General features: G+C 64.5%; 41 protein-coding genes. 14 read left to right on the top strand and 27 right to left on the bottom strand.

The features are described 5' to 3' along the window. Positions 1-154: 154 nt before the first annotated feature. From WAQ08_RS16115 to WAQ08_RS15995, 25 genes are all read right to left on the bottom strand, one after another. A complete protein-coding gene (locus WAQ08_RS16115) occupies positions 155-367 on the bottom strand; it encodes a hypothetical protein (protein WP_422192896.1) in 213 nt (70 codons plus the stop codon). Further along, positions 355-732, bottom strand: a complete 378-nt coding sequence (locus WAQ08_RS16110; protein ID WP_422192894.1) for a hypothetical protein — start codon at positions 730-732, stop codon at positions 355-357. Before WAQ08_RS16110 ends, WAQ08_RS16115 begins: the two co-directional genes overlap by 13 nt. Further along, positions 726-1,040 carry a hypothetical protein gene (locus WAQ08_RS16105; protein WP_422192893.1) on the bottom strand — a complete coding sequence of 105 codons (315 nt, stop codon included), beginning with the start codon at positions 1,038-1,040 and terminating at the stop codon, positions 726-728. The genes WAQ08_RS16110 and WAQ08_RS16105 overlap by 7 nt, the downstream gene beginning before the upstream one ends. Further along, complete coding sequence (locus WAQ08_RS16100) at positions 1,037-1,495, bottom strand: crAss001_48 related protein (protein ID WP_422192891.1); 459 nt, start codon at positions 1,493-1,495, stop codon at positions 1,037-1,039. Before WAQ08_RS16100 ends, WAQ08_RS16105 begins: the two co-directional genes overlap by 4 nt. Before the next feature lie 253 nt (positions 1,496-1,748). After that, positions 1,749-2,336, bottom strand: coding sequence for a hypothetical protein (locus WAQ08_RS16095; RefSeq protein ID WP_422192890.1), 588 nt, complete (start codon positions 2,334-2,336; stop codon positions 1,749-1,751). After that, positions 2,333-2,824: a hypothetical protein gene (locus WAQ08_RS16090; RefSeq protein ID WP_422192888.1), complete on the bottom strand. Its 492-nt coding sequence runs from the start codon at positions 2,822-2,824 to the stop codon at positions 2,333-2,335. The genes WAQ08_RS16095 and WAQ08_RS16090 overlap by 4 nt, the downstream gene beginning before the upstream one ends. Positions 2,825-2,828: 4 nt before the next feature. Beyond that, the gene (locus tag WAQ08_RS16085) at positions 2,829-3,089 is read right to left on the bottom strand and encodes a hypothetical protein (RefSeq protein WP_422192886.1); all 261 of its coding nucleotides are present in this window, start codon (positions 3,087-3,089) and stop codon (positions 2,829-2,831) included. Beyond that, the gene (locus tag WAQ08_RS16080) at positions 3,086-3,553 is read right to left on the bottom strand and encodes a RusA family crossover junction endodeoxyribonuclease (protein ID WP_422192885.1); all 468 of its coding nucleotides are present in this window, start codon (positions 3,551-3,553) and stop codon (positions 3,086-3,088) included. Before WAQ08_RS16080 ends, WAQ08_RS16085 begins: the two co-directional genes overlap by 4 nt. Then, positions 3,553-3,774, bottom strand: coding sequence for a hypothetical protein (locus tag WAQ08_RS16075; RefSeq protein ID WP_422192883.1), 222 nt, complete (start codon positions 3,772-3,774; stop codon positions 3,553-3,555). Before WAQ08_RS16075 ends, WAQ08_RS16080 begins: the two co-directional genes overlap by 1 nt. After that, complete coding sequence (locus tag WAQ08_RS16070) at positions 3,771-4,301, bottom strand: hypothetical protein (protein WP_422192882.1); 531 nt, start codon at positions 4,299-4,301, stop codon at positions 3,771-3,773. Before WAQ08_RS16070 ends, WAQ08_RS16075 begins: the two co-directional genes overlap by 4 nt. Further along, positions 4,267-5,340, bottom strand: coding sequence for a YdaU family protein (locus WAQ08_RS16065; protein WP_422192881.1), 1,074 nt, complete (start codon positions 5,338-5,340; stop codon positions 4,267-4,269). Before WAQ08_RS16065 ends, WAQ08_RS16070 begins: the two co-directional genes overlap by 35 nt. After that, a complete protein-coding gene (locus WAQ08_RS16060; protein ID WP_422192879.1) occupies positions 5,337-6,569 on the bottom strand; it encodes a phosphoadenosine phosphosulfate reductase family protein in 1,233 nt (410 codons plus the stop codon). Before WAQ08_RS16060 ends, WAQ08_RS16065 begins: the two co-directional genes overlap by 4 nt. After that, positions 6,566-7,312, bottom strand: coding sequence for a hypothetical protein (locus WAQ08_RS16055; protein ID WP_422192877.1), 747 nt, complete (start codon positions 7,310-7,312; stop codon positions 6,566-6,568). Before WAQ08_RS16055 ends, WAQ08_RS16060 begins: the two co-directional genes overlap by 4 nt. Beyond that, entirely contained in the window at positions 7,309-7,674 is a 366-nt protein-coding gene (locus WAQ08_RS16050) for a hypothetical protein (RefSeq protein WP_422192875.1), read from the bottom strand. The genes WAQ08_RS16055 and WAQ08_RS16050 overlap by 4 nt, the downstream gene beginning before the upstream one ends. Positions 7,675-7,760: 86 nt before the next feature. Continuing rightward, the gene (locus tag WAQ08_RS16045) at positions 7,761-7,952 is read right to left on the bottom strand and encodes a hypothetical protein (RefSeq protein ID WP_422192873.1); all 192 of its coding nucleotides are present in this window, start codon (positions 7,950-7,952) and stop codon (positions 7,761-7,763) included. After that, the gene (locus tag WAQ08_RS16040) at positions 7,949-8,467 is read right to left on the bottom strand and encodes an XF1762 family protein (protein ID WP_422192871.1); all 519 of its coding nucleotides are present in this window, start codon (positions 8,465-8,467) and stop codon (positions 7,949-7,951) included. The genes WAQ08_RS16045 and WAQ08_RS16040 overlap by 4 nt, the downstream gene beginning before the upstream one ends. After that, positions 8,464-9,897 carry a hypothetical protein gene (locus WAQ08_RS16035; RefSeq protein WP_422192870.1) on the bottom strand — a complete coding sequence of 478 codons (1,434 nt, stop codon included), beginning with the start codon at positions 9,895-9,897 and terminating at the stop codon, positions 8,464-8,466. The genes WAQ08_RS16040 and WAQ08_RS16035 overlap by 4 nt, the downstream gene beginning before the upstream one ends. A 19-nt stretch (positions 9,898-9,916) precedes the next feature. Continuing rightward, positions 9,917-10,135, bottom strand: a complete 219-nt coding sequence (locus WAQ08_RS16030) for a hypothetical protein (protein ID WP_422192868.1) — start codon at positions 10,133-10,135, stop codon at positions 9,917-9,919. Then, entirely contained in the window at positions 10,132-10,281 is a 150-nt protein-coding gene (locus tag WAQ08_RS16025; protein WP_422192867.1) for a hypothetical protein, read from the bottom strand. The genes WAQ08_RS16030 and WAQ08_RS16025 overlap by 4 nt, the downstream gene beginning before the upstream one ends. Beyond that, positions 10,278-10,892 (bottom strand): hypothetical protein, encoded by a 615-nt coding sequence (locus tag WAQ08_RS16020; protein ID WP_422192866.1) that lies wholly within the window; start codon positions 10,890-10,892, stop codon positions 10,278-10,280. Before WAQ08_RS16020 ends, WAQ08_RS16025 begins: the two co-directional genes overlap by 4 nt. Positions 10,893-11,061: 169 nt before the next feature. Beyond that, on the bottom strand, positions 11,062-11,508 hold the full coding sequence (locus WAQ08_RS16015) for a hypothetical protein (RefSeq protein ID WP_422192865.1): 447 nt from the start codon (positions 11,506-11,508) through the stop codon (positions 11,062-11,064). Beyond that, positions 11,505-12,014: a hypothetical protein gene (locus WAQ08_RS16010; protein ID WP_422192864.1), complete on the bottom strand. Its 510-nt coding sequence runs from the start codon at positions 12,012-12,014 to the stop codon at positions 11,505-11,507. Before WAQ08_RS16010 ends, WAQ08_RS16015 begins: the two co-directional genes overlap by 4 nt. Next, positions 12,011-12,205 carry a hypothetical protein gene (locus WAQ08_RS16005; RefSeq protein ID WP_422192863.1) on the bottom strand — a complete coding sequence of 65 codons (195 nt, stop codon included), beginning with the start codon at positions 12,203-12,205 and terminating at the stop codon, positions 12,011-12,013. The genes WAQ08_RS16010 and WAQ08_RS16005 overlap by 4 nt, the downstream gene beginning before the upstream one ends. Continuing rightward, positions 12,202-12,492 (bottom strand): hypothetical protein, encoded by a 291-nt coding sequence (locus WAQ08_RS16000; RefSeq protein ID WP_422192862.1) that lies wholly within the window; start codon positions 12,490-12,492, stop codon positions 12,202-12,204. The genes WAQ08_RS16005 and WAQ08_RS16000 overlap by 4 nt, the downstream gene beginning before the upstream one ends. 9 nt (positions 12,493-12,501) lie before the next feature. Next, on the bottom strand, positions 12,502-12,849 hold the full coding sequence (locus WAQ08_RS15995) for a hypothetical protein (protein ID WP_422192861.1): 348 nt from the start codon (positions 12,847-12,849) through the stop codon (positions 12,502-12,504). Here WAQ08_RS15995 and WAQ08_RS15990 point away from each other — a divergent pair. Both WAQ08_RS15990 and WAQ08_RS15985 read left to right on the top strand, forming a co-directional pair. Further along, positions 12,848-13,039: a hypothetical protein gene (locus WAQ08_RS15990; protein WP_422192859.1), complete on the top strand. Its 192-nt coding sequence runs from the start codon at positions 12,848-12,850 to the stop codon at positions 13,037-13,039. The genes WAQ08_RS15995 and WAQ08_RS15990 overlap by 2 nt on opposite strands. 72 nt (positions 13,040-13,111) lie before the next feature. Beyond that, a complete protein-coding gene (locus WAQ08_RS15985; RefSeq protein ID WP_422192857.1) occupies positions 13,112-13,459 on the top strand; it encodes a hypothetical protein in 348 nt (115 codons plus the stop codon). A gap of 348 nt (positions 13,460-13,807) precedes the next feature. Here WAQ08_RS15985 and WAQ08_RS15980 read toward each other — a convergent pair whose 3' ends face one another. Further along, positions 13,808-14,014 carry a hypothetical protein gene (locus WAQ08_RS15980; RefSeq protein ID WP_422192855.1) on the bottom strand — a complete coding sequence of 69 codons (207 nt, stop codon included), beginning with the start codon at positions 14,012-14,014 and terminating at the stop codon, positions 13,808-13,810. Continuing rightward, positions 14,011-14,322, bottom strand: coding sequence for a hypothetical protein (locus WAQ08_RS15975; protein WP_422192854.1), 312 nt, complete (start codon positions 14,320-14,322; stop codon positions 14,011-14,013). The genes WAQ08_RS15980 and WAQ08_RS15975 overlap by 4 nt, the downstream gene beginning before the upstream one ends. Between WAQ08_RS15975 and WAQ08_RS15970 the strand changes: the two genes are divergently transcribed. The 12 genes from WAQ08_RS15970 to WAQ08_RS15915 all read left to right on the top strand — a co-directional run. Continuing rightward, positions 14,321-15,169: a S24 family peptidase gene (locus WAQ08_RS15970; protein WP_422192852.1), complete on the top strand. Its 849-nt coding sequence runs from the start codon at positions 14,321-14,323 to the stop codon at positions 15,167-15,169. The genes WAQ08_RS15975 and WAQ08_RS15970 overlap by 2 nt on opposite strands. A 568-nt stretch (positions 15,170-15,737) precedes the next feature. Further along, a complete protein-coding gene (locus WAQ08_RS15965; protein ID WP_422192851.1) occupies positions 15,738-16,037 on the top strand; it encodes a hypothetical protein in 300 nt (99 codons plus the stop codon). A 68-nt stretch (positions 16,038-16,105) separates the two neighbouring features. Then, positions 16,106-16,408: a hypothetical protein gene (locus tag WAQ08_RS15960; protein WP_422192849.1), complete on the top strand. Its 303-nt coding sequence runs from the start codon at positions 16,106-16,108 to the stop codon at positions 16,406-16,408. Continuing rightward, positions 16,408-16,695 (top strand): hypothetical protein, encoded by a 288-nt coding sequence (locus WAQ08_RS15955; protein ID WP_422192847.1) that lies wholly within the window; start codon positions 16,408-16,410, stop codon positions 16,693-16,695. The genes WAQ08_RS15960 and WAQ08_RS15955 overlap by 1 nt, the downstream gene beginning before the upstream one ends. Before the next feature lie 77 nt (positions 16,696-16,772). Then, positions 16,773-16,928 carry a hypothetical protein gene (locus WAQ08_RS15950; protein ID WP_422192846.1) on the top strand — a complete coding sequence of 52 codons (156 nt, stop codon included), beginning with the start codon at positions 16,773-16,775 and terminating at the stop codon, positions 16,926-16,928. Further along, entirely contained in the window at positions 16,925-17,155 is a 231-nt protein-coding gene (locus WAQ08_RS15945) for a hypothetical protein (RefSeq protein ID WP_422192844.1), read from the top strand. Before WAQ08_RS15950 ends, WAQ08_RS15945 begins: the two co-directional genes overlap by 4 nt. A 10-nt stretch (positions 17,156-17,165) precedes the next feature. Continuing rightward, the gene (locus tag WAQ08_RS15940; RefSeq protein WP_422192843.1) at positions 17,166-17,390 is read left to right on the top strand and encodes a hypothetical protein; all 225 of its coding nucleotides are present in this window, start codon (positions 17,166-17,168) and stop codon (positions 17,388-17,390) included. Further along, complete coding sequence (locus WAQ08_RS15935; RefSeq protein WP_422192841.1) at positions 17,387-17,629, top strand: hypothetical protein; 243 nt, start codon at positions 17,387-17,389, stop codon at positions 17,627-17,629. The genes WAQ08_RS15940 and WAQ08_RS15935 overlap by 4 nt, the downstream gene beginning before the upstream one ends. Next, the gene (locus WAQ08_RS15930; RefSeq protein ID WP_422192839.1) at positions 17,626-18,441 is read left to right on the top strand and encodes a PD-(D/E)XK nuclease family protein; all 816 of its coding nucleotides are present in this window, start codon (positions 17,626-17,628) and stop codon (positions 18,439-18,441) included. Before WAQ08_RS15935 ends, WAQ08_RS15930 begins: the two co-directional genes overlap by 4 nt. A gap of 113 nt (positions 18,442-18,554) precedes the next feature. Next, positions 18,555-19,841, top strand: coding sequence for a hypothetical protein (locus tag WAQ08_RS15925; RefSeq protein ID WP_422192838.1), 1,287 nt, complete (start codon positions 18,555-18,557; stop codon positions 19,839-19,841). Positions 19,842-19,976: 135 nt separating this feature from the next. Further along, positions 19,977-20,411 carry a hypothetical protein gene (locus tag WAQ08_RS15920; protein WP_422192837.1) on the top strand — a complete coding sequence of 145 codons (435 nt, stop codon included), beginning with the start codon at positions 19,977-19,979 and terminating at the stop codon, positions 20,409-20,411. Between the two features lie 143 nt (positions 20,412-20,554). Further along, a partial coding sequence (locus WAQ08_RS15915) for a hypothetical protein (protein WP_422192835.1) occupies positions 20,555-20,781 on the top strand: 227 nt, incomplete at its 3' end.

Genomic DNA, 20,781 nt, shown 5'->3' with positions numbered 1-20,781 from the left:
TGTACAGGCGTGCTGATCCATCGCAGAGGGATCAGCTTCATGTTTTGCCGGGTATGTCTGTCCGGCTTTGTTTGCTGGCCCGATTACAGCACGGCGTTACGGATTGTTGGGCGCAGTGACAGTACGCAAGGACGCACACCAGCGGACCAGGTTGTCACGGCCGGCGCCGCTCTTTCGGCACCGGCTGGTACTTGGCCAAGTACTCCGCCTCGGCCCGGGCGATGTTCTCCCGCGTCAGGCGCATGGTGATGTTCCACGGCCGCGCTGGGTCATCGCGCCAGGCGCGCAGTTGGCGGGCTGGCAGATAGATGACCAGCAGCCAGAGCAGCACGCCCATCACCAGGGGCCAGAGCATCAGCAGGCCCATGTCTGTCCTTCAGCAGCTTGAGTGCGTTTGGCCGCCTCATTCATCACCTCAGCGGCCACGGTCTCCCACAGCTGTTGCTGCCACGCGTACAGGCGATCCCATGGGGTAGAAATCTTGCGATAGCAGGCCTCGTGCGCCTCGAAGGCGATCTGGCCCGGGGTCCTGGTTGCGATGACCTGTCGACGATCATCACGCGGCTCGGCCGTCGGGATCATGTTGAAGCGCAAGGGCTTTGCGCCACGGGAATAGAAGCGCCTGAGCTCTTCTGGTGACCATCGCTCAGCCGCAGTGCGACGGCGTCGCATGGCCTCGCGTCGCATGGCCTCTCTGTGCTTGCGCCCGTGGCGCAGGGATCCTGTCAGCATGATCCGCCCTCCTGTCCAGCAGGATACCGCGACGCGTGGGCCAGGCCCAGGTCGTACCACCGTGCATCGCTCGGGCTCGCCCACCCGTCGCAGGCCCGACAGGTCAGCTTGGCGTTGATGGGGACGATGCCCGCCGGCCGCACGAAGTCGTGGCGCCGGCAGGCCTGCAGCTTGGCGTGGTTGGCTTTTACCTCGGCCCACAGCGCGTCCATGTCGGCCCGCGGCCGATTGGTCAGGTCGGCCATGACGCCCAGGCCATCGACCGTGCCGTCGGCGTTGCGGTGCTTGTCAATGAGGCCGCCGCTCACCGGAACCTCTCGATCCGCTGGCCCAGCACGCGGCTGTAGAGCTGCATGACGCCGTGCTGCAGGGTGAGCAGCTGCTGGTCGAGCTCTGGAACATCCTGGAACGCTGTCGACGCGAGAAATGTTCCAAGGCGCCCAACCATCCCATCCAGTTCCGTCTTCTCAGCCTGGACGCGTAGCTCGTGTGGGCGCAATGCCGGCCCTTGCGGGAGACCGGGCACGGAGGCTGTGACGACATCATCGGCGCCAGGAAGTCCAGCGCGAATCTGCGCCACCTTTCTCAGGCCCTGGGCCAGGAGGTCTAGCTTGTCAGCGACCTCTTCCGGCGTCGCGTCACACTGGAAAACCTGCCCAACTCTGGCCAGCTGATGTGGGATCCCGTTGTCATGTGCGATGCCCAGGCCGTAGGCACAGCCGAAGTCCCTGCTCTCAAGGACCATGCGCAGATTGAATTTCATCGGATCAGCCTTTCGCATTGGATGAGGAAGTCGGTGCAGAACGCAGCGCTGTTGCTGTTGACGGTGATGTGCACCCACTGGTGCAACCAGCCGCACCCTCCGCGCGTGACCCTGACGTGCACCGAGAACCACCGAGGTGGGCGCGTCGTGAGAATCGCCTCCTCCAGTGCCCTGATGCGCCTCTCAGCAGCGCGCCAGCGCGGGACACGGAGGATCGTGGCCCTGTGGTGGAAATCGTTGCGCGCGGGCTGTGTCATAGGTCAAGTACTCCGGAGTCGGCCAGCCGCCTGGCCATGTCGCCCGTCACCTGAACCACCAGGCGATCCAGCTCGTCGGCCAGGTACTGGGCATGGCGCTCGAAGGAGCCGGGCACGACTTTGGCCAAGGGCCGCTTGCCGGTGCCGAAGCACGCGCTGCAGGCCTTCGTGCTGAGCGCCTGCGCCCCGCCCTCTTCGCCATCGGCGCGCGGCACCAGCTCGAACATCCGGCCGTCGCAGAACTCGCAGACGGGCTTGAGCCACCACTGGAGGGTGCTGAGCACCAGGGCCTGGCGTGAGGCCGGGGGCATGGGCTTACGGCCCTTGCGAGAGCAGTAGTCCTTGAGCCAGCCGTCCATGGCGTTGGCCGCATCGTGCAGGCCCTGCATGTCGCCGGTCTGACCCATGCGGTAGAGCTTGAGGGCGAGGCTCTTGCGGGGGTCGCCCTGGGTGGCGTAGCCGGCGGCCAGCAGCTTATCGGCGTCGCAGCGCGTGTCTGTGTGAGCCGTCAGGTCGGTGGTGCCGGTGGCTCTGGCATAGCGTTCGGCCGTGGTGAGCCGGTCGTCCTTGCCGATTTTGATCATGTTGTTACCTGGGGTGTTACAGCGGGGGTGTTACAGGCAGGTTGTGTTTCACCGTCCTGTTCCAGGGTGAGGTGGTCGTAGCCCTCGCCGCAGGAGATGCACAGGGCCATGGCCACCCGTACAGCCTGGATGGCGTCCGCCCCTTGGTACATCGCGCCCATGGCGAACTCGCGGCCGCTGCCGATGGCAACCCTGGTCTGTTCCAGCCTGATTGGCCTGGGGCTACGCTCGTAGGTAAGCACCTCGCCGGTGGGCGTAATGACGAGCAAGGTGCCGCAGATCTCTTCGACGGCGACCTTCGGGAAATCAGCGGCCACCGCACCGCTCTCGAACCAGGTGAGCACGTTCTGCATGCGGTCTAGGTCACCGGAAAAGCCGACTAGGTGACCACGCACGCGATGGATCTTCGTGACGCGGTGGCGCGACTCGCCGTAGACGGCTAGCTTGTCTGCGGCCAGGGTGTGGCCATCCCATGCAACGACGGTCAAGGTGCTATCTCCTGGGGGTTGCGGAGCTGGACAGGGCCTGGAAGGCGGCGACGGCTTCGCGGCCGGTAACGATGACGGTGCTCAGGCCCTGCTCAGCGCGGAGAGCGCGGATCTCGTCGCGCATGGCGGCTACTTCGTCGGCGAGGCGGTCAAGGGGATCACGTTCAACCGGTACGCCCAACTTGAACCACGGAGGAGCCGCGTCATCCAGCGCCTGCTGCATCGACCCGAAGGGCAAGTGGCGAAGGTTGTTGGACTGGCTCATACGAACTCCAGGGGCTCGATTTCGACCTCGACGCGGGGCGTATCGCTGTAGCGCTTGTGCTTGACCACATCAACCACCTGAACGTCGTCCTTCCACACGACCTCGTTGAGGCCGTCGCAGATGGCTTTCTCGACGTTGTCCAGGTCCGGCTTCACCTTCGGGTAGATCTTCCCCGCAGCGGCCTCGGCGCGCCTCTTCTTGGACCAGCTCTCGGGGATTGGCATGTGCACGGACATGACCAGCACCACGGCGCCGAGGATGAGGGGGCGGCCGGCCATGGCGCGCTCGCCAGCGTCCTTGATCGTCTTCTCGTAGGCGATGGTCTTCTCCGGAGTGATGGTTGCCTGGTAGGCGACCAACTGGCCACTGCTCGGGTCTCGGCGTTTGCGCTGGACATGCCGGGGGCGGCCCTTGCCCTGTGGCACGCCGGGCACGGTGAAGGTGATGGCTGTGGTGGTGGTCATCAGGTGGTGGGTGTGAAGGCGCTGCAGTGCTGCAGCAGGTGGGCGTTGTGGGGCACGTACAGGCGGCACTTGAACCGCCGGTGGCAATCGCGGCAGGCGACCATGCGGTCGTGGCCGTCGTAGGGCTCGATGCGGATGCGCGCTGAGGGGATGACCCGCTTGGCCCACGGGCAGCTGCTGCGCTCGTGGTGCGGGGATCCGCAGAGGGCGCAGCCTTTCACCGCGGTTGCTCCTGCGCTGAGCGTTCGGCAGCGATCTCGCGGGCCAGCGCTTTGCGCCAGTACTCCTTCTGGCTGAGGCTCAGGCGCTCCCCTTCCCCTTCGCGGCGACGCAGGTCGCGGGCCCGGGCCAGCGGATCTGCCGGCATGCGCTGTTCAGCGCGGGCGCGGGCCACCTGCTGCTGAGCGGCAGCGATGCGGGCCGGGTCGTGCTTGGGCTCCCAGGACAGGCATGCGGGCCGGGGCTCGGGGCACTCGGACGCGATCTGCCGAAACTCGCTGGCCGTGGGGGGCTTGGCCGGCAGGTGGGCCAGCGCGTAGCGCACGGCGCGCGGGTTGCGCTCGAGCCCTTCGAGCACGCGCCGCCAGTCGGCCTTGACGGCGGGCAGCTTGAGCCCTTCCCAGCGGGAAAGGAAGTAGGCCTGGCCGTAGCGCAGGATGCAGGCGGAGAACACGGCATCGACGAGCTGCGCGATGGTCTGCGCAGCGTCGCTGTCAGCGGTCGTCTGTGAGGGCTGGGTTGTGGACACGGATCACCTCGTCGTCATCGATGGAGAGCTGCCCGGACGTGCCGGGTGCAGGTACTGCGATGTGGTGGGCATAGACCCCTGCGGCTTCGGCCACGCGCTCGCGGGCGTGGCGAGCCCTTGGGGTCTCCTGGGGTGGTGGGGCCGCCATGGCCCCACCTGGCACCGTGGCAGCGGTGCGGGCTGCATCGCGTCTTCGGCCCTTGACCGTGCCCAGCACGTAGGCGAAGTTGGGCTTCTCGACCTTGCGGGCGTGCTGCGCTGCCGTGATGAACTCGCCCACGGGCACCTCCAACGCGATCAGCGCGAGCAGGTCCGGGTGGTCAGGCGAGACATCGGCGATCCCCTCGGCCTTGATCGCCATGCAGATGGCCCCTGCGGGTGTGACCTGGCGCGGCGGCTCCTCGTCTGGCGGTGGCGCTGGGGGTGGGGGCGTGGGTGCCGTTGCAGGTGGCCCATCGTTGGAAAGTCCCCGCCCTTTCTCTTGTATTGGGTACTGGGTATTGGGGAGTGGTGTCTGGGTAGCCGTTGCAGGCGTTGCAGTTGCCGTTGCAGGTTGCGTTGCTGAAAGCGTTGCAGGATCAGGCGGTTTCGGCGGCTTCGGGTTCTGGATGCGCTTGGCCATAGCCCGCAGATCTGCGATGCCGATGTTCCAGGCAGCGTGCTCGCCGGCATCCGTGATGACCTTGAACAGGTCGGCGCGCTCCTTGCGGTGCTTGCTGAGCCTGTTCGCTTCGTTCGCCTTCTTGATCTCGCGCTCGGGCTCGCCATCCTGGAAGGCCTGGATGACGGCATCACATGTCTCGTTGTGCCAACCGTCATCCCGCAGCTCGAAGAACTCGTCCAGCACGGCCTGCACGGCGTCGCGCTGGGCCTTGGTGACGGCACGCACTTGGCGGCACGCCTCCCTCACGTCAGCGGGGATGGGCTGTTCCTTGCGGTAGTACCACCGCAGCAGCCTCGAATAGGCCAGATCCTCCTCCCACGACAGGTGCGCTGTGGCCGTGTCGTAGTCGCGGATGTGGTGCTCGTAGTAGTTCAACCGACCTCCTCCGCGCTGAACAGCAGGGGCTGCACGACGCCGTTCTGGTAGACGGTCTCCATGACGGTGTCGCCGGTCGGCTCATCGCCTTCCCAGCCATCCGGCCAGGTCTCGGCTGCGATCAGTGCACGGATGCGCGCCTCCTCCTCGAGGTTGATCAGTGAGATCCGGGGGCGCCCGAGGGCGTCAGCCGCCTCGTTGCACTCTGCCTGGATGGACAGCACGCGTTCCAGCGCGCTCAGGCGGGCTTCCAGGGTGATGGGGCCCATGCGCTGAGGGTTCTTGGCGATGCTGCCGTCCTTGAGCCGTTCCAGGCCTGCCTTCTTCAGGCGCAGCTGTGGCTCGCGCAGTTCACGCCACAGCGGCTTGATGCCGCGCAGCGGGGCGAGGTAGGCCCACCGAGGTGACAGTAGCACCGTTTCCAGCGCCTTTTCCTCGCTGGCCAGGGGACACCCGACGCAGCCCGTCCGGGCGTTGATCTCCTCGGCCTCGTCGCCGCCATAGGCGTCCGCGATCGCCGCTGTGGACCAGTCGCCGAACTCGATGGTGGGGGCCCAGTGCTTGAGCCATTCCCACACGTGGCAAACGCGCCAATGCAGTACAGGCGCCAGGGTCGCGATGCGGCCGCGGAGGCCGCGTGCGTTCGGCAGCACCTTCTGGTACCAGCCCTGGCCGCACTCGGCCCCGTCCTTGCCGCAGCTCATCTCGATGCGCTGATCACGGATGGCACTTTCACCCTGGCGAACCCCGGTGATCATGAGGATGTTGCCCTGGAGGGTGTCCAGGCGCTGGCGCAGCGCCTCCTCCATGGGATCGATCTTGATCTGCCTGGTGCACCAGCGCAGGGTGTTGTTGTTGGGAGGTGGCACGCCTCGACCCAGGATGTACACCATGAAGCGCTTGTCCAGGGGGGCACAGACCACATCCACCTGGATGCCACGCTCACGCAGCTCGTCAATGATCAGCTGGGCGGCGATGGCCAGCGGCGGCAGTTCCTGGCGTGTGTCGGCATAGAAGACCGTGAGGGTCTTGGGCGGCTTGATTCGGCCTGTCTGGAGCAGGTAGATCACCAGCGTCAGGACCGTGGTGGAATCCTTGCCACCTGACCAGGCGATGCCCCAGTGGTCGTGGTCGGGCCCGTAGGCCTGCAGCGAGTGCACCGTGAGCTCGATGCTCTCGGTCATCTGCAGACGGCGGCCACCATCGAAGAAGGAAGCCTGAACGGTCATGCCGCGTCTTCCTCCGGCCGGATCCGGTCGAGGTAGCGCAGCAGCTTGCGGGCGTTCTCGACCTTGATATCGATGCTCTGGTCGTCCTGCTCGATGCGCAGCACGCCGTTGGCGGACAGGGCGCAGTCGAAGTGGAAGGAGCAGGCTGCAAGTACTCCGCCGCCTGTCCTCGCTGAGCTGTGCACAAGAACAGCCTGGACCTCTTTGTCTGACAGCGTGCGGACTGGCTCGTGATCGATCACGGCCACGCCAAGGGAGGCAGGATTGACGTCGGCCAGGGGCGGAATGGCATCCAGCGCGGCCTGGTCGCTGTCGGGGAGCGCAGGCTTGCCGGCGAGACTGGCATCGGCGTTGCCGGCCGGGGCTGCTGGAGCCGGCGCCTCTTTGGCCTTTGCCACGGGTAGCTGTTTCTCCTGCTTGGCTGTGGCCACCGGGGGCTTCCGAGCCGCGGCCTGGGTCATCCGCTGCATGGGCGACAGCCCAGGCTTCTCGGCGGCATCGGGCTGCTCAGCGAGCACTGCCACACCTTCGGCGGTCGCGCGCCACACCCAGCCGCCGGCCTTCAGCTCACGCACGACGTAGCCCATCGTGACGGACAGGGTCATGACCGTGGGCAGTTCGTCAAAGTCGGGCTGGCCGATGGCTTCGAGCAGGCCGCCCTCGGTGACATGCTCGGGGTAGATGAGCGCCAGGGCGGCCAGCGCGTTGGCCGGGATCGTGCCCGGCTGCAGGACTTCGTTCATCGTGGGGCTCCTCGCCAGACGAAATCGCCCTTGTCCTCTCGGATCGCGGGCTCGGAATCTACACAGGGGCACTCGTAGCCGGACAAGTTGTCGGCCACGTAGCGCCAGAAGTGGCGGACCTTGCCGCTGGGCACGTGGTTGTCTTCGAGTGCATCGGTCAGGCCGAACTGGCCCAGGGTCCACAGCGCGTCGGCACTGCTGCAGCGCTCACCAAAGGCCGACACGCTCAGGTGGAAGGCCGGGCCCAGCACGGGCAGGCCGGCGCCTTCGCTGGCCACCTCCACCGCGCTGATGACGCCCAGGCCGCTGTCGTCGTGGGCCCAGACCTCATAGGGGAAGCCTGGCCCGGCCAGGGACGGCACCAGAATGGCTTGGAACCCGTCAGGTCGTGCAACTCGACGGAGGAAAGAAATTCGGATTGGCGCTCTAAGACTTCCATGGCGGATCCTCATTTGCGCGCCTTGGTGACTGTCGGGCGGCGCACGCCCTTGATGGCGCCCTTGGCCTCGGCCAGGACGTTTTCATAGGCCATCTCGATGGCTTCGTCCTCTTCGCCGTAGCGGATCGACACCTCGTCATCGGCCAGTTCTTGAGCCCAGTAAGCCCGGGCCGCTTGTTCAAGCAGTTCGCGGTCGCTCATGGCTGCCCTCCATCTGGCTGGGTGGCGGCCAGTGGCTGGTCGGTCCAGCGCCATTTGCCACCGAAGAGATCGTCACCAACGGGGGCAACAGTCCGCCCAGGTCGGTTCTGCCATAAGCGCGCCGGTCCGCCCGCATCGGTCTTGTCTAGGTGGAAACCAGCCGCACGTAGACTGGCGCCGCCTTCGGTTGGAAGCGTGTAGGTGTAGACCGGTCCGAGCCCCATGGCGCGAGCTGCTCGACGGGCGGCGGCGTACAGCATCGAGCAGGCGTTTGCCGTGCCGTCCGTGCACAAGCGGGTGATCTCGGCTGCACGGCCATCATCAAGTTTCGGTGACACCGGGCGGCCCACGATGGCGACGCCGCACAGAACCCACTCAGGACCATCCAACAGGCGCGTCTGGGCTTCGCAACCGACAGCGAAGCGATAACCTGTCACCGGCTTGTTATGGCGGTGGAGACGCGCCACAAAGGCATTTGCTTGGTCAAGGGTGACCGGCGCGATTCGAAGGCTCATACTGTCGCGCCTCCCTCATCCTGATGGGATGCTGGGATGCCGTGGTGGGCTTCGACGTCGCGCACGGCCTGCTCGAAGATGTCCACGTTCTCCTTGATCAAGCTGTCCAGCGGGAAGTGCTTGGTCATCAGGTCATCGACCTGCTGGCGCGTCATCTGCGTGCGCCCCTGTGTCTCCGAGGGCTCGGGCATCGCCTTGAGCAGGCTGGCGCCTTCTTCCTGCACTTCGGCCTCGGCCAGGTACAGGCCGTAACCGCTGTGGCCATGGCCAGTCAGCATCCGGATGGGTGTGGCGTCGTCTTCGGTGCCGAGCGTGTCACGCAGGAATCCAGCCTCTTCTTCAGTCAGCGTGACGTCGAAGCGCGGCGCGTCCTCGGGTTGTGCCTCCGAGGGCTGTGGGGTGGCGGCCATGTGCGGGTTTTCGAGCCCAGCACCGAACTTGACCGACGATCCGACCTCACGCAACAGCGAGTTGCACGCGGATTGCACCGTCTCGGCGTAGGCGCCACCGATGCCCGTTGCCTTCTCGTAACTGTTCACCGCCGACATCAGGGACCGCAGCTTGCGTTCGACGGTTGCGCTCAAGGGCTCCACCACCCCGCCCGCTGGCAGGGAGGCCGACAGCATCTCAGGTGGGCGACCAGCGAGCCAATCGTCCACACGATCAAGCAGTGGATACTCGCCACGCTCAGGCATGCCTCCTGGGCTCCAGTGCGCGTGCAGGTCATTGACCAGCTTGCGCATATCCGCGAGCATGGGCGCGCACTCGTTCAGCAGGGTCGTGAGGTGCCCATTCGCTGCTTCGAGGCCTGCAGTCGTCGCCTGTTGCGATGACTGGTAGGCGCGGGCGACTTCCAAGGCCGTCCAGAGTTCCTGTTCGACCTTGTTGGCTTCATCGCATGCGGACGCATCGATGTCTCCCCCGCGAACACCCGACCATGCACCAATGGCTCGGATGGCTGCTTTGCGCACAGCCTGCAAGGCCTCATCCCGCCCCTGCAGCGCCACCGGAGATGGGGCGGGATACGGGAGCTTCCAATCGCTGATGAACCCGTCCACGGTGCGAAGTTCGCTCCGCTTCTTGGCGACTTCAGCAGCGTGCAAGACGTCATTCACGCCGTCCGCCCCGAGGGCTACAGCACGTTCATGCCAGCCGTGCATAACGCGGCGAAGATCTGTCAGTGCGTGTCTATCTGCGTTGGCCTGCGCCACCGGCTCGGGGGTGGGCTGGGCGGCAAGGATCGCTCGGGCATGCTCTACCGCTGCTTGCGACTTGCTTGCAGCTTGGCCTGCGCTTTCGGGCAGGGTGATCTGCGTCACTCCTGCCGCACGCATCATCTCGCCCGTCGCAGCCATGTTGGCGTCGTAGGCATCAACGCATGCTTGCAATGCATCGCGCAAGGCGGCCTGGGTGTTGCTATGGTTGGTCATAGAACCTCGTGTTTGTGGTTTAGGCGTCTACCGTGTACTTGACGCTCAGCTCGCGGTAGGTGCGAGGCCCCATAGGGCGTGCTTCGCAGTCGTCGGCAATCCTCTGCATCACTGCTGCGTAGGCGCGCAACTGAGCCGGTTGTAGGTCCGCCATGTCGCCAGGCAGGCCATCAATGGATGCCAGCGGCTTGCCGTCGTGGGTGCGGCAGTGCTTGACCTTCAAAACCTTGGCGGTCATGCGCTGGGCTCCTTGGTGGTGGCAGTCTTGCGGCTGGTGCGTGCATCCTGACTCTTGTCCTTCAGGATCTCGGTATAGAGTTTGATGCTCAGACTAAGAACGCCGAGGTTCAGCACCAGGATGAGTAGGTTTGCAACGATGCTCATTGCTCTGCCCCCTCTGCCTTATGCGGGGGTGGGGAGGAGCCATCGTCCGGATCGAACGTGCAAGGCGGCAAGCCGTAGCCCACGAAGGAGAGCAGATGCTGCGCGGCGCCCTTGATCGTTTCCTCGTCCCGCTCGTCCAATGCGCGCGATCCTGACAGGTGCTCATGGCCAATCGACACGATGCTCTCGCCATCGACGGTCACATCCACGCTCCAGTACTGAGGCATGCTGATCGAATCGCGGCCCAGCACCTTCTCTGCCTGCTGCGCGGGAGGGTGGGGTGCGGCGGTGAGCATGGCCTCGTATGCCTCGCCGTAGATGCCTTCCTCGATCTCCAGTACCTTTGCAGTCACGTTCTTGTAGACGGCATCACCATTGGCGAACTTGACGGCGGCCGCGCACATCTCTTGCGTGGCCTCGGCGGGCACAAGGCGCCACCCCTCCGGCACCCGCCCCTCGCTGGCGCGGAGGAGGGCTGCATAGAGTTGCTGCCACTCGGCGGTGGGCACGCTGATTCGAGCATTCGGGGCCGCACTGTTGGCCGACGTGAAGTGGCGGTTGAACTCGGCGGCGAGTGAGGCCAGCTCTGCGGCCTTGGTGGGGGTGGTCATTGCGGTTGGTCCTCGTCTGGCACTGAGTTGCAGTTGTGGTCACAGGTGCGGCATGGTTCGTCCTTGTCGCTTCCGTGCCGGTGAATGCACCAGCAGCAGGGAGCCGCAAGGCCGCCGGATTCTTCGGCCTCGAACTTGTCGCGACGGACTGCATAGATGTCGATGGGCATCACCACTCCTTCGCGGCCTCGATGGCTGCGTCGATGACGGAATCGATTGAGGCCTTGCCGTCCTCGATGTAGCCGCTTGGAATGCCGAACTCAAGAAAGACCGGCAATTTGGTTTGGCCGAAGCGCTCAACCAGCCACCGATACCGACCTGCATCCCTCTGCGCCGCTTCAAGGGCGGAGAGAAGGCCCATGACGATGGCGCGCACTTCCTTGTGTGTGCGACAGCCATCAATGCCGCCGCCGGGCATGGCCTGGATTTCCGGGATGCCATCAAGGCTGTGGTGGTAATGCCCGTGCCAGTCATGGCTCCGAATCAGTCGGGCGCGCATGTCGTCCGGATCCATGGATGCAACCTGCAGCACCCATTGCTGATCGACGTGTGGGCAGCGTGACGCGAGTTCTTGAAGGCGCGCCACGGTGCCCAGGTAGGCTTGTTCTGCGCTCACTTGCTGCTCCTTGATTCGCGGTGGGCGGCGAGGGCTTGGCGGGCTTGATCGAACTCGTCGGTCTTGCGGTCGGCCACGCGGATGACAGCCTCCAGAGCAGCAGCCAACCCATCCGCCACTTCCCGCTCTTTGGTGAGGGCGGCGAGGTGGTCGGACTGGCGGACCAGTGGGTCAGATGCCCAGCCGTTGGCGCGCTCGCTTGTCGATATGCCGACGCCAAAGTCCAGCGCGCGCAGTGCAGGCTTCTTGCGTGCGTACTTCAATGCACCAACCACCTCCACCCCACCCGCAGAGGCGAGAGAGTCCAGAAGCGCAGCGACCGTCTTGAGTCCGGCTGCAAGGCTCAGTTCCTCGTTGTATGCGGCCTCAACCTCTGGTTCAGTGCCGTCCCATCGGTCGCCGATGGTGTGAGCTAACCTAAGGTCATGGGCACTTTGTTCAAGTACCTCGGCTGCTCGGAGAGCAATGGCAGGCAGCGCCTTAGGGGTGGTGGTCAATGCGTTCATCGACGGCGCCCCCGCATGGCATCGGTCGCGCCGAGGTGCCACTTTCCGCAGGTCTCGCAGCGGTAGGCCTGGCGCTTCTGCTGGCGGCGGCCCCGGGCCCGATCGCGGCAGACGCGGGCGGCCAGGCTGTAGCTGTCGAACGAGGCCTTGCCCTCGCAATAGCCACCCGGTGAGTGCAGTTGCGACGTCATGCGGCCACCTCGATCGGCAGCATGGGCGGCGTGTTTTCCACCGGCGGTGCACACTTGCCGGCAGCCACCATGCGGCGCTGGTGGCCACGGGTGCAGTCGGCGCAGTAGTCGGGCACCTGGCCACGGCGCAGGCGTGCACGCAGGACTTCATCGTCCTGGGCTTCGTCGCGCACGCTCTGCAGGTAGTTGGCCCAGGCCTCGGGCGTGTAGCAGGCAGGTACCTGCGTGGCCATGGGCGTGAGCCACACGGGATCGGTCTTGTTCAGGGCGCCAAAGGTGCGTGACATGCCCTGCCCTCACCCTTTTGCCCGGACATCCGCCGGGATGGGGTTGGCGGCAACGATCCCGCTGCGCGACAGGTGCTGCGTGACCATACTGGCAACACCAGATTCGCCGTAGCAATCGAGGGCCATCAGATGCCGCAACCGAGCACCAGCGCTCGGGGCGCCCTTCTCTCGGGCAGCGCGGCAGAAAGCCTGAAGAAGATCGCCCTGCACACGGAAATCGAAGTCCGTGTCGCACTTGCCGATGATCTTGTCGAGGATGGAGAACGAAGCGTCAGCGTGGGCCTGGTCTTCGATGTCAATTTCAAGCACGCCCGTGCTGGGCGGCAGGAGCAGTGACGCAGTGCGTTTGCGGTCCATGAACTTCAACCCCTATAGCGAGCACCTCAAGGTCTGTGCCTCGGTGCGCGATGTGATCAATCAAGCGCTGCTCGGGGCAGCGCTGCAGATGGAGCGGGAGGCGCGCGGTCTTCGGCGCCGCGTTGTTCTGGATGGGTCGGATCGCGAGCGCGCGGCAATGCCGGAGCGATGCGCCCAGGGACGCTCGTGATGGAGTGGTGGCAGTCCACCACCGTGGCAGGATTGGGATTCCACAACCTCTCCCACCACGATGGGGACCACCATGAACGACGACCTGCTGAAACAGGTGCTGGAAGCCCAGGCCGGGTTAGCGAAGGAGCTTGCTGCAACGCGCGACTTGCTGTTCCTGCTCATGAACTACCTCCGAGCAGCCATGCCAAGCACCTTCGGGGAGCTGACACGAGACCTGCAAGCCACGCTGAAGCGCGAGGAGCTGGATATCGACCCGGTGTTTGCGGCGCATGCACGCGAGCTACTGGCGGCAATGGCTCCGCCGTTCGAGGGGCTGCCGATTCGTTCCGTGCAGCTTCCTCACCCCAGGCCTGCAGATCCGACCAGCGCACGGGCTGCCTTCCGTCTGATCCCGGGAGGCCTTGCAGGCGACGCATAGCCTCCCGCATGCCTTCGAGCATCTCATGCATTTCAGGCGAGATGGAGACCTCGAAGTCACTTGTCTCGGGTGCTGCTTCGATGAGCGGCGTGCCATCTGGATTGCTCGGATTGGCACGCAGCCAGGCCAGCACCGCTCGCCTGCGCACACGGGCGATCGTCACGCCCTTCCCTGCGCGAGGTTTCGGGTTGCGGCGAGGGCAGGCAGGGTCGAACCGTCCGCGGCAATACGCGAGGTCATTCATGGATGACCTCCGGGGCAGTGGTGGCCCGGTCCAGCGGCTTACGATGGCGGCTCTGACCCCAACCATCACCGAAGGACCGGACCATGAAACCGAACTGGACTTGGTTAGGCATTGCCGCCCTTCTCGCCCTTGCTGGCCTGGCCACGATTCCGGCGTTCAAGTACCCCGGCATGGCTTTGGTTGCGTGCGGCGTCTTCGTTGCGCTTCGCTCGCTGGACCCGCCACGTCGATAGGACTCGCAGCACGAGGTCCGCGGCTACGCCGAGAGCTACTGCCGCCAGCAGCGCCCATCCGTATTCCTGGAGCGTCATTGGCTGACCTCCTCGGCCAGCTGCTCAGCTTCGGCCAGGAGCGGGTCGATCAATGGCTTGCCTTCGGGGTGCCACGGCCACTCTCGGTCGGGCATGCGGCGCCAAGGCAAGCTGCTATTCAGCTCTTCGCAGGTGCAGGCCCCCTTGGTCGCACGCTCAACGGCGGCGGCATGCTCGTAACCAGGGCGGCGCCCAAACGCTGGGTTTCGCCACTGGTTGATTTGGGCCACGTGCTTGATGCCGGCGGCCGTTGCAAGCTCCGCGACAGTCATAGCACCCGGCGATTTGAAGTAGGTAGCCAAGTCCATGGAGCATGATTCTGTAGCATCCGCTCCAGCTTTGCAAGGAGCAATTGCTCTTGAAGCGGTTGCTACAGTCCAACGCATGGACTCGGCATCTATCCAAGCTTTCCGCAAGCACCGCCTACGCGAAGCCATCGATCAATTCTTCGATGGCAAGAACGTCGTTTTGGCGCGACTGATGCGGAACAAAGACGGGCAGCCGCTCAAGGATGGCAGCTACGTGGGGCAACTGCTGAAGGACGCAAGCGAGCGTGGCTCCCGCCCCATTGATGAGGACAGGGTGCGAGAGATTGAAGGGCTACGGGCCGAGTTGAAGGGCTGGTTCGATGCCAACCGGCAGGCTCTAGCTCAGGAAGCTCGTACTGCGCCGCCCTCTAAAGGGTCAAAAGAGCTGTCTTTTCCCGCTTTATCCAAATCCACTCCGCGTGATACAAATCACGGAATAACAGTTCCAGCCGTGAGTTGGGGCCAGGGAGTAGATATGGAGCAGTACCGAGGAAGCCGTTTTGACGCCTTAACGTTACCAGACGACGTTGGGCATAGAGCGAGAAGATTAACGTGGCCGGATAATTCGATGGCCCCTGAATTAAATCAAGGGGACATTGTTGTGGTTGAATATGAGACTTCGCCACTGCCGAACGATATAGTTATATGCAGAGCCAAACGGATAGACCTTGAATTTCCAGGGCGCTACATACAGTCGATGGCTGGGGGCTCATACATCGAAGTAAATCAACCTGGCTTCGATTCCAAGGTAGACACGTCCGATGTCGATATTTTGGCCGTGGTCATGTATCAACTTATCGGCCGTCGCGGTCGCATGCCTTCTCATTCGGAATCAATGAGGCGATAGCCCGCGATCTGGGAATGCATCATCACAGGCTTGGACGGCGACGCGCACACCAGTTGCCGTAGTTCTTTTCGACGCGTCCCACGTGCACTGGGCGTAGGTCCAAGGGTGCCCAATCCAATAGCCGGCAACGGCAACTAGCGCGCACGCCGCGCTACACGCGATTGCCACACCATATCTGGCTCGCAGAATCCGCCGCAGGCCCCGCCGCCTATTTCGCATAAGTGGCGCTGCGACGGCCTTTGGTCGGGCGGCGCGAATCATCGGAGTCTCGATGCGGGGCGCAGGAGATTGTTGTGGTAGTGCTTTGAGTCTTGCATGCTCATTTAAAGCCCAAGACAAAAGACTGAACCTAGTCCTGGGAACCGCGAAATACAATGAAGGCGCCAAGTAAAGAAGTGCCCCGAACCATGACAGACCCCAACTGTCTGCCGCGATGAAATACCCTCCAAGGACAAGAGGTGCCGCGGACCCAAACACAGCCCCCGCAATAAGGGCGCCAGTTGCTCCACCGACACCGAACTGGTGTACCAGGCCATAGATAGAGCTGGGAACAAAAACGACGACATAGATGAACGCAGCGGCCCAAGCCGCGAATGGGGCGATCGATTGGCCGATGCGCGCGATCCAGCGTAGCCCGGCGAGCGGGTCGATCTTCGGAGCTTCTGGGTCCCTCCACGACACAGCAGCAGCCCCCACGAAGAAGCAAACCAGCACGATCCCGATCGATCCAATCACCCACACGATCAAAGGCGCTTCAACCATTCATCCCCCATCTGTTTTCAGCAATTGTCAGCAGCGTAGGGGAGGTTTGATCTTGCTGGAAGCCCCCTACAAGCCCCTCATCTCCTGGCGCCGCAAAAAACTGTAGCGTTTGCTCTTGCATAAATCTGGAGCGTCCGCTACAGTTCATCCGTCTACTCAAACGACGGGTGAAAAATGGACCACGACAAGCAGGCCTTCTCCGGCATCCCGCCGGTGCTGGCACAGGCCCTGGGGGGCATCGCGAACGCACCGGCGCAAGCACGCGCCGGCATGGTGGAGGCCTACAAGAAGGCCCTCGCCGGGCACGACTGGGCCTTCGCGCACGCTGATGACGGCAACGCCTACCGCCGTGGTCGCGACAACTTCGCACAGATCACGGCCGCACGCCGCGAGCTGGACCCCACCGGCGAGATCTGGAACCAGCACGCCCCCGAGGGCCACAAGTTCACGCCCAAGGCGGCGCCGGTGGTGGCCTGATGGAACAGCTCAACACGTTCCGCAGCTTCGTAGGCGAGGCCCCGGCCCTGGTCGAGTGGATGCTGATCGACAGCAAGCCCACCGTCACGGCCGTGGTGATCCAGACGCCTCGTCCCAGCTCCTTCAACATCACCCGCGACGTGAGCGCGGAAGCGTTGGAGCGCTTCACCGTGCTTGCCCGCGAGAGCCACAAGGCCTCCTGCCAGCGCGCTGACGCTGAGCGCATCGCATCGCTGCGCCTGGACCTGAGCACCGGTGACATCGGCACGGCCGGGGGTGCTGCATGAGCAGGTCCATCCAACAGCGACACGTCATCTCGGCCAAGTTGGCGCGCGTGAGCCTATTGAACGTCCAGATCGTTGCTATGCAGGCACGCATCGTTGCCGCCGACATCTCGCAGGCCGAGATGACGCGCCTCTGTGAGGCCATCGTCGCCAAGGCAAACAAGATCACCATCCTGCTGGAGCAAATCCGCGACCTCAACGGCAAGTCGGTGTCGGGCGGAGGTCTGCCGCAATGAGCGCCCTCGCACACCGCAGCCTGCAGGCGGCCGACGCCGTCACGAACCGCGCTCTGATCCAGTTCGCCAAGCAGCACCACGTGCACGCCGAGTTGCGCGAGGAAGAAGGCGACGTGGCCGTGTTCGGCGACGTGTCTGTCCTGCGTGACGACGGCACCCGCACGCTCGAAACCGAGATTGCCGTGGTGCGCACGATGGACCAGCTGCGCTTTTGGCTCGGCTACTGAGGCGCCCGCCATGAAGCGCACCAGCAGCACCACCCCCACCACCATCCGCTTCGCTCCTGGCGAGGTGGAGCACTTCGTGCGCGAGACGAAGGCCTTCGTCTTCTGGATCAAGGTCATCGCCGCGCTGTGGTCCGCCGTCACGGTGGGCACCATCGTCCTGCTCCTCGCAGACATGCACCGCGCCGCGGGCGGCTGGTCGGGCGTGTGGGACTTCTTTAAGGGAGCCCTGCAATGAAACAGCAGCATCACCACGTCGCCGCCCAAGAGGCCGTGCACTTCCTGGCAGGCCTGGCCAAGCGCACCGGCCAACAACGCTGGCGCATCTGCATCACCCGCCCCGACGGCACCAGCGAGACCTTCGAACGCGTCGGCGGCTCGACCATCGACCACAGCGCCGATGGCATGGATCGCGCCGGCCTGGGTGGCCGCGTCCGTGTCATGCCACTCGACCAGCTGGAGGGCGAGGCAGCATGATGGCCAACCAGCCATTCACCGTGCGCGCCAGCTCGTGGGGCAGCCTCTTCGACTGCGCCCATGCGTGGGAGGGCGTGCACATCATGAAGCTGCGCAAGCCATCTGGCCTGCGCGCTCAGCTGGGCACCGCGATCCACGCAGGCACCGCAGCATTCGACATCGGCCGCCTGCCGGGCAACACCCCAATCACCCCCGACGATGCTGCCGGCGTCTTCGTGGATGCGCTTCGCTCGCCTGACGCAGAGGTCGACCTCGGCGTGGATGACCTCACGGTCAAGGAAGCAGAGAGCATCGGCCTGAAGCTCACCACGTCCTACTGCTTCGACATCGCTCCGCAGTTCACCTTCGTTGACGTGGAAGCGAAGCTCAAGCCGCTGGAGATCGTCTGCGGCAACGGGATCCTTGTCCGCCTCACGGGCAGCATGGACCGTGCCCGCGTGGCGATGTGCGGCAGTGGCCACGTCATCACCGACGTGAAGACCGGCGCGCGTGCCATCGAGGACGGCCAGGTCAAAACCACCCCCCACCTTCCCCAGCTGGGCACCTATCAGGTGATGTACGAGCAGGACCGGCAGATCAACACCGCCGGCTCCCAGATCCTCGGCATGAAGACATCGGGCAAGCCCGTCATCGACATCTCGCCTGTCGTGGACGCCAAGAGCGTGATGGTCGGCGACGAGGACTCGCCCGGCCTGATCCAGTACGCCGCCGCGATGTTCCGCACCGGCCTGTTCCCGCCAAACACGAAATCGATCCTGTGCTCCGACAGGTACTGCGCGCGCTGGCAGATCTGTCGGTTTCGCGGTCGATGACCCACCAGCACCTTCACCTTCTACGGGGCCAACCCCGCTGGCAGCCAGCAGTACCGGCAAAGCAGTAGCCACCGGCAACTAACCCCACCACCTTCAACCACAAGCCGACCATCATGAACGCACTGACCACCGTCTCCGAACTGCGCAAACCGCCGCAGCAAGCACAGGCCCCAGACCAGGCCATCGACATGTTCACCGAGCGCGGCTTCGTGCTCGCGCAGCGTATCGCCTCCGCCTACGCAAGCGCAGATGCAGTGCCAGCAGCATTCCGTCTGCAGGTCCTCAAGAAGAGCCGCGATGGCGACGTGTGGGTCGAGAACCCATCAGCCATCGGGAACTGCCTGGTGGCCATTGAAACAGCTCGCGCAGTGGGCATGAGCATCACTGCCGTGATGCAGAACGCCAACGTGATCGAAGGGCGTCTGTCGTGGTCGGCTCAGTTCGTCATTGCAGCCATCAACGCCAGCGGTCGATTTCATCCTCTGCGCTTCGACATCAAGAAGCGTGGCCCCATCACAGCGAAATACCGCGAGAAGCAGGGTTGGAATAAGGCCAAAGGCGGCTTCGACTTCGTGGATGTGGAGGTGAACATCGAAGACGAGGTCTGCATCGCTTGGACGCTGCCCAAGGGAGCCCCTATCCCGGCATCGATCTACACCCTGGACCAGGCTCGCGCCGCAAATCTGCCCGTCATCGAATCGGCTCCAGTGTCGTTGAAGCTAGCAGTGGAAGAGGGCTGGTATGGCAAATCCGGCTCCAAGTGGCAGACCGAAATGAAGGCTTTGATGCTCCAGTACCGGGCCGGCGCCTTCTTCGGCCGCATCCACGCTCCAGACATCGTGATGGGCATGGGCCGCACCAGCGAAGAATTGGCCGACGTGGTCGACGTGCGATCCGATGGCACCTACACCGTGACCACTGAGACCCTGCGCGACGGCATGCGCCATGTCGACAGCGATGGCGTCCTCACGCACTCGCCATCCACCACGCTTTCTCAGGCGGGCCTGTCCACGGGCCAAGAGCAACGCGAGTACTCCACTGTCGGAGCTGGCCAGGCGCCCAGCGAGCCAGCTGCCGGACAGGCTGGACAGGCAAAGCCCGCTCAGACCAATCAGCAGGCTACGCCCGCGTTCGACCTCGACGCCTTCGCGGAGCGCCTGGAGAAGTGCACCAGCGAGGACACCCTCGATGTCATGGCCGATGAGATCTCCGGCCTGCAGCGCGACCAGGTGATCAGCGATGACGCGGCGGCCACCCTGCTCAACATCTTCCGCCGCCGCAAAGGCGAACTGCAGTCCGGCGCGAGCCAGCAGCAAGCCAATTCCCCGGCTGGCGCACCCGCTGGCGGCGGGCGCCGCCGCAGCGCCGCGGCCAGCAACCCTCAGCAGTCCCTGGACTGACCAGTTTTCGCGGTCGTGGGCCGTCCACGTGAAGCGCAATCCCCCTCCCTGAGTCGTCAACACCGTTCCGCGCCATAGCCGGAGTCACGCCCGGCGCCGCTTTTCCCTTCCCTCCACCACCAACTGACCATCACCATGAACGCCACTCTCAAAAGCATCCTTCCCCCTGAACTCGTCAAGCTACTGGACAGCGCCGAGGCCGCAGGCGCGTCCGTCAGCTTCCACCACATCAGCTCAGAGAACACCGTCTCGCCCGCCGGCAAGCTGCTGAAGGCACTTGGCCTCGACCCAGAGAAGGAAGCGGCTCGCGCCACGGAAGCGCGGCGCCAACTGGCCTCCGAGCTGATCCCTGTCGTGCGCCAGAAGATCTACGAGGCCGATGTGCAGATTGCAGACCTGACTCGTCGCGAGGTGCCTTTCACCAGTGAAGAATCCCTCGTGGTCATGCACCGCTGGAGCTCCGCCAAGGAACTGCTGCGGGTCCTTCTCGAAGAGACCAAGCCGGAGCCGTCAACCGACGCGAAGGCAACGCCGGCCACCGAACAGGCCACCGAAGCCTCCCAGGGCTGAGGTCGTTTCGCGCCGCCACCCGGCGGCCCACCGAGTTCCCCGCCCTGGCCACCACGGCCGACGCTGTCATCGATCTCCGGGCGGGTGATCGCCTTGCCGGCTGGCCAGAAATGCCGGCACCTATTCAACCCACCGGAGCAACCATGCAGACCATTCCCCTGATCGAGCAGATCAAGGTATCTCGCGAGATCCGCCGCAAGGCCTTGGAAAGCCTGGAATCCCTCACCGACTCCGAACTGGCGCTGGCCCTGAAGGACTCGATCGCCAGCGCCGCCACCGTGGACCGTGTGCTCAGCATCGCCAGCGCCGCCACCGTGGACCGTGTGCTCAGCATCGCCAGCGCCGCCACCGTGGACCGTGTGCTCAGCAT

The sequence above is a fragment of the Aquabacterium sp. genome (assembly GCF_049274795.1).
Taxonomy (GTDB): Bacteria; Pseudomonadota; Gammaproteobacteria; order Burkholderiales; family Burkholderiaceae_C; genus Aquabacterium.
This window is presented reverse-complemented; position numbering and strand designations above follow the sequence as displayed.

Bases quoted from the DNA above. Each gene is read 5' to 3' on its own strand.
- WAQ08_RS16115 (WP_422192896.1), bottom strand. From the start codon at position 367: ATGGGCCTGCTGATGCTCTGGCCCCTGGTGATGGGCGTGCTGCTCTGG.
- WAQ08_RS16110 (WP_422192894.1), bottom strand. From the start codon at position 732: ATGCTGACAGGATCCCTGCGCCACGGGCGCAAGCACAGAGAGGCCATG.
- WAQ08_RS16100 (WP_422192891.1), bottom strand. From the start codon at position 1,495: ATGAAATTCAATCTGCGCATGGTCCTTGAGAGCAGGGACTTCGGCTGT.
- WAQ08_RS16095 (WP_422192890.1), bottom strand. From the start codon at position 2,336: ATGATCAAAATCGGCAAGGACGACCGGCTCACCACGGCCGAACGCTAT.
- WAQ08_RS16085 (WP_422192886.1), bottom strand. From the start codon at position 3,089: ATGAGCCAGTCCAACAACCTTCGCCACTTGCCCTTCGGGTCGATGCAG.
- WAQ08_RS16080 (WP_422192885.1), bottom strand. From the start codon at position 3,553: ATGACCACCACCACAGCCATCACCTTCACCGTGCCCGGCGTGCCACAG.
- WAQ08_RS16060 (WP_422192879.1), bottom strand. From the start codon at position 6,569: ATGACCGTTCAGGCTTCCTTCTTCGATGGTGGCCGCCGTCTGCAGATG.
- WAQ08_RS16055 (WP_422192877.1), bottom strand. From the start codon at position 7,312: ATGAACGAAGTCCTGCAGCCGGGCACGATCCCGGCCAACGCGCTGGCC.
- WAQ08_RS16045 (WP_422192873.1), bottom strand. From the start codon at position 7,952: ATGAGCGACCGCGAACTGCTTGAACAAGCGGCCCGGGCTTACTGGGCT.
- WAQ08_RS16040 (WP_422192871.1), bottom strand. From the start codon at position 8,467: ATGAGCCTTCGAATCGCGCCGGTCACCCTTGACCAAGCAAATGCCTTT.
- WAQ08_RS16035 (WP_422192870.1), bottom strand. From the start codon at position 9,897: ATGACCAACCATAGCAACACCCAGGCCGCCTTGCGCGATGCATTGCAA.
- WAQ08_RS16030 (WP_422192868.1), bottom strand. From the start codon at position 10,135: ATGACCGCCAAGGTTTTGAAGGTCAAGCACTGCCGCACCCACGACGGC.
- WAQ08_RS16025 (WP_422192867.1), bottom strand. From the start codon at position 10,281: ATGAGCATCGTTGCAAACCTACTCATCCTGGTGCTGAACCTCGGCGTT.
- WAQ08_RS16020 (WP_422192866.1), bottom strand. From the start codon at position 10,892: ATGACCACCCCCACCAAGGCCGCAGAGCTGGCCTCACTCGCCGCCGAG.
- WAQ08_RS16010 (WP_422192864.1), bottom strand. From the start codon at position 12,014: ATGAACGCATTGACCACCACCCCTAAGGCGCTGCCTGCCATTGCTCTC.
- WAQ08_RS16005 (WP_422192863.1), bottom strand. From the start codon at position 12,205: ATGACGTCGCAACTGCACTCACCGGGTGGCTATTGCGAGGGCAAGGCC.
- WAQ08_RS16000 (WP_422192862.1), bottom strand. From the start codon at position 12,492: ATGTCACGCACCTTTGGCGCCCTGAACAAGACCGATCCCGTGTGGCTC.
- WAQ08_RS15990 (WP_422192859.1), top strand. From the start codon at position 12,848: ATGAACTTCAACCCCTATAGCGAGCACCTCAAGGTCTGTGCCTCGGTG.
- WAQ08_RS15995 (WP_422192861.1), bottom strand. From the start codon at position 12,849: ATGGACCGCAAACGCACTGCGTCACTGCTCCTGCCGCCCAGCACGGGC.
- WAQ08_RS15985 (WP_422192857.1), top strand. From the start codon at position 13,112: ATGAACGACGACCTGCTGAAACAGGTGCTGGAAGCCCAGGCCGGGTTA.
- WAQ08_RS15980 (WP_422192855.1), bottom strand. From the start codon at position 14,014: ATGACGCTCCAGGAATACGGATGGGCGCTGCTGGCGGCAGTAGCTCTC.
- WAQ08_RS15970 (WP_422192852.1), top strand. From the start codon at position 14,321: ATGGAGCATGATTCTGTAGCATCCGCTCCAGCTTTGCAAGGAGCAATT.
- WAQ08_RS15975 (WP_422192854.1), bottom strand. From the start codon at position 14,322: ATGGACTTGGCTACCTACTTCAAATCGCCGGGTGCTATGACTGTCGCG.
- WAQ08_RS15965 (WP_422192851.1), top strand. From the start codon at position 15,738: ATGAACGCAGCGGCCCAAGCCGCGAATGGGGCGATCGATTGGCCGATG.
- WAQ08_RS15960 (WP_422192849.1), top strand. From the start codon at position 16,106: ATGGACCACGACAAGCAGGCCTTCTCCGGCATCCCGCCGGTGCTGGCA.
- WAQ08_RS15955 (WP_422192847.1), top strand. From the start codon at position 16,408: ATGGAACAGCTCAACACGTTCCGCAGCTTCGTAGGCGAGGCCCCGGCC.
- WAQ08_RS15950 (WP_422192846.1), top strand. From the start codon at position 16,773: ATGCAGGCACGCATCGTTGCCGCCGACATCTCGCAGGCCGAGATGACG.
- WAQ08_RS15945 (WP_422192844.1), top strand. From the start codon at position 16,925: ATGAGCGCCCTCGCACACCGCAGCCTGCAGGCGGCCGACGCCGTCACG.
- WAQ08_RS15940 (WP_422192843.1), top strand. From the start codon at position 17,166: ATGAAGCGCACCAGCAGCACCACCCCCACCACCATCCGCTTCGCTCCT.
- WAQ08_RS15935 (WP_422192841.1), top strand. From the start codon at position 17,387: ATGAAACAGCAGCATCACCACGTCGCCGCCCAAGAGGCCGTGCACTTC.
- WAQ08_RS15930 (WP_422192839.1), top strand. From the start codon at position 17,626: ATGATGGCCAACCAGCCATTCACCGTGCGCGCCAGCTCGTGGGGCAGC.
- WAQ08_RS15925 (WP_422192838.1), top strand. From the start codon at position 18,555: ATGAACGCACTGACCACCGTCTCCGAACTGCGCAAACCGCCGCAGCAA.
- WAQ08_RS15920 (WP_422192837.1), top strand. From the start codon at position 19,977: ATGAACGCCACTCTCAAAAGCATCCTTCCCCCTGAACTCGTCAAGCTA.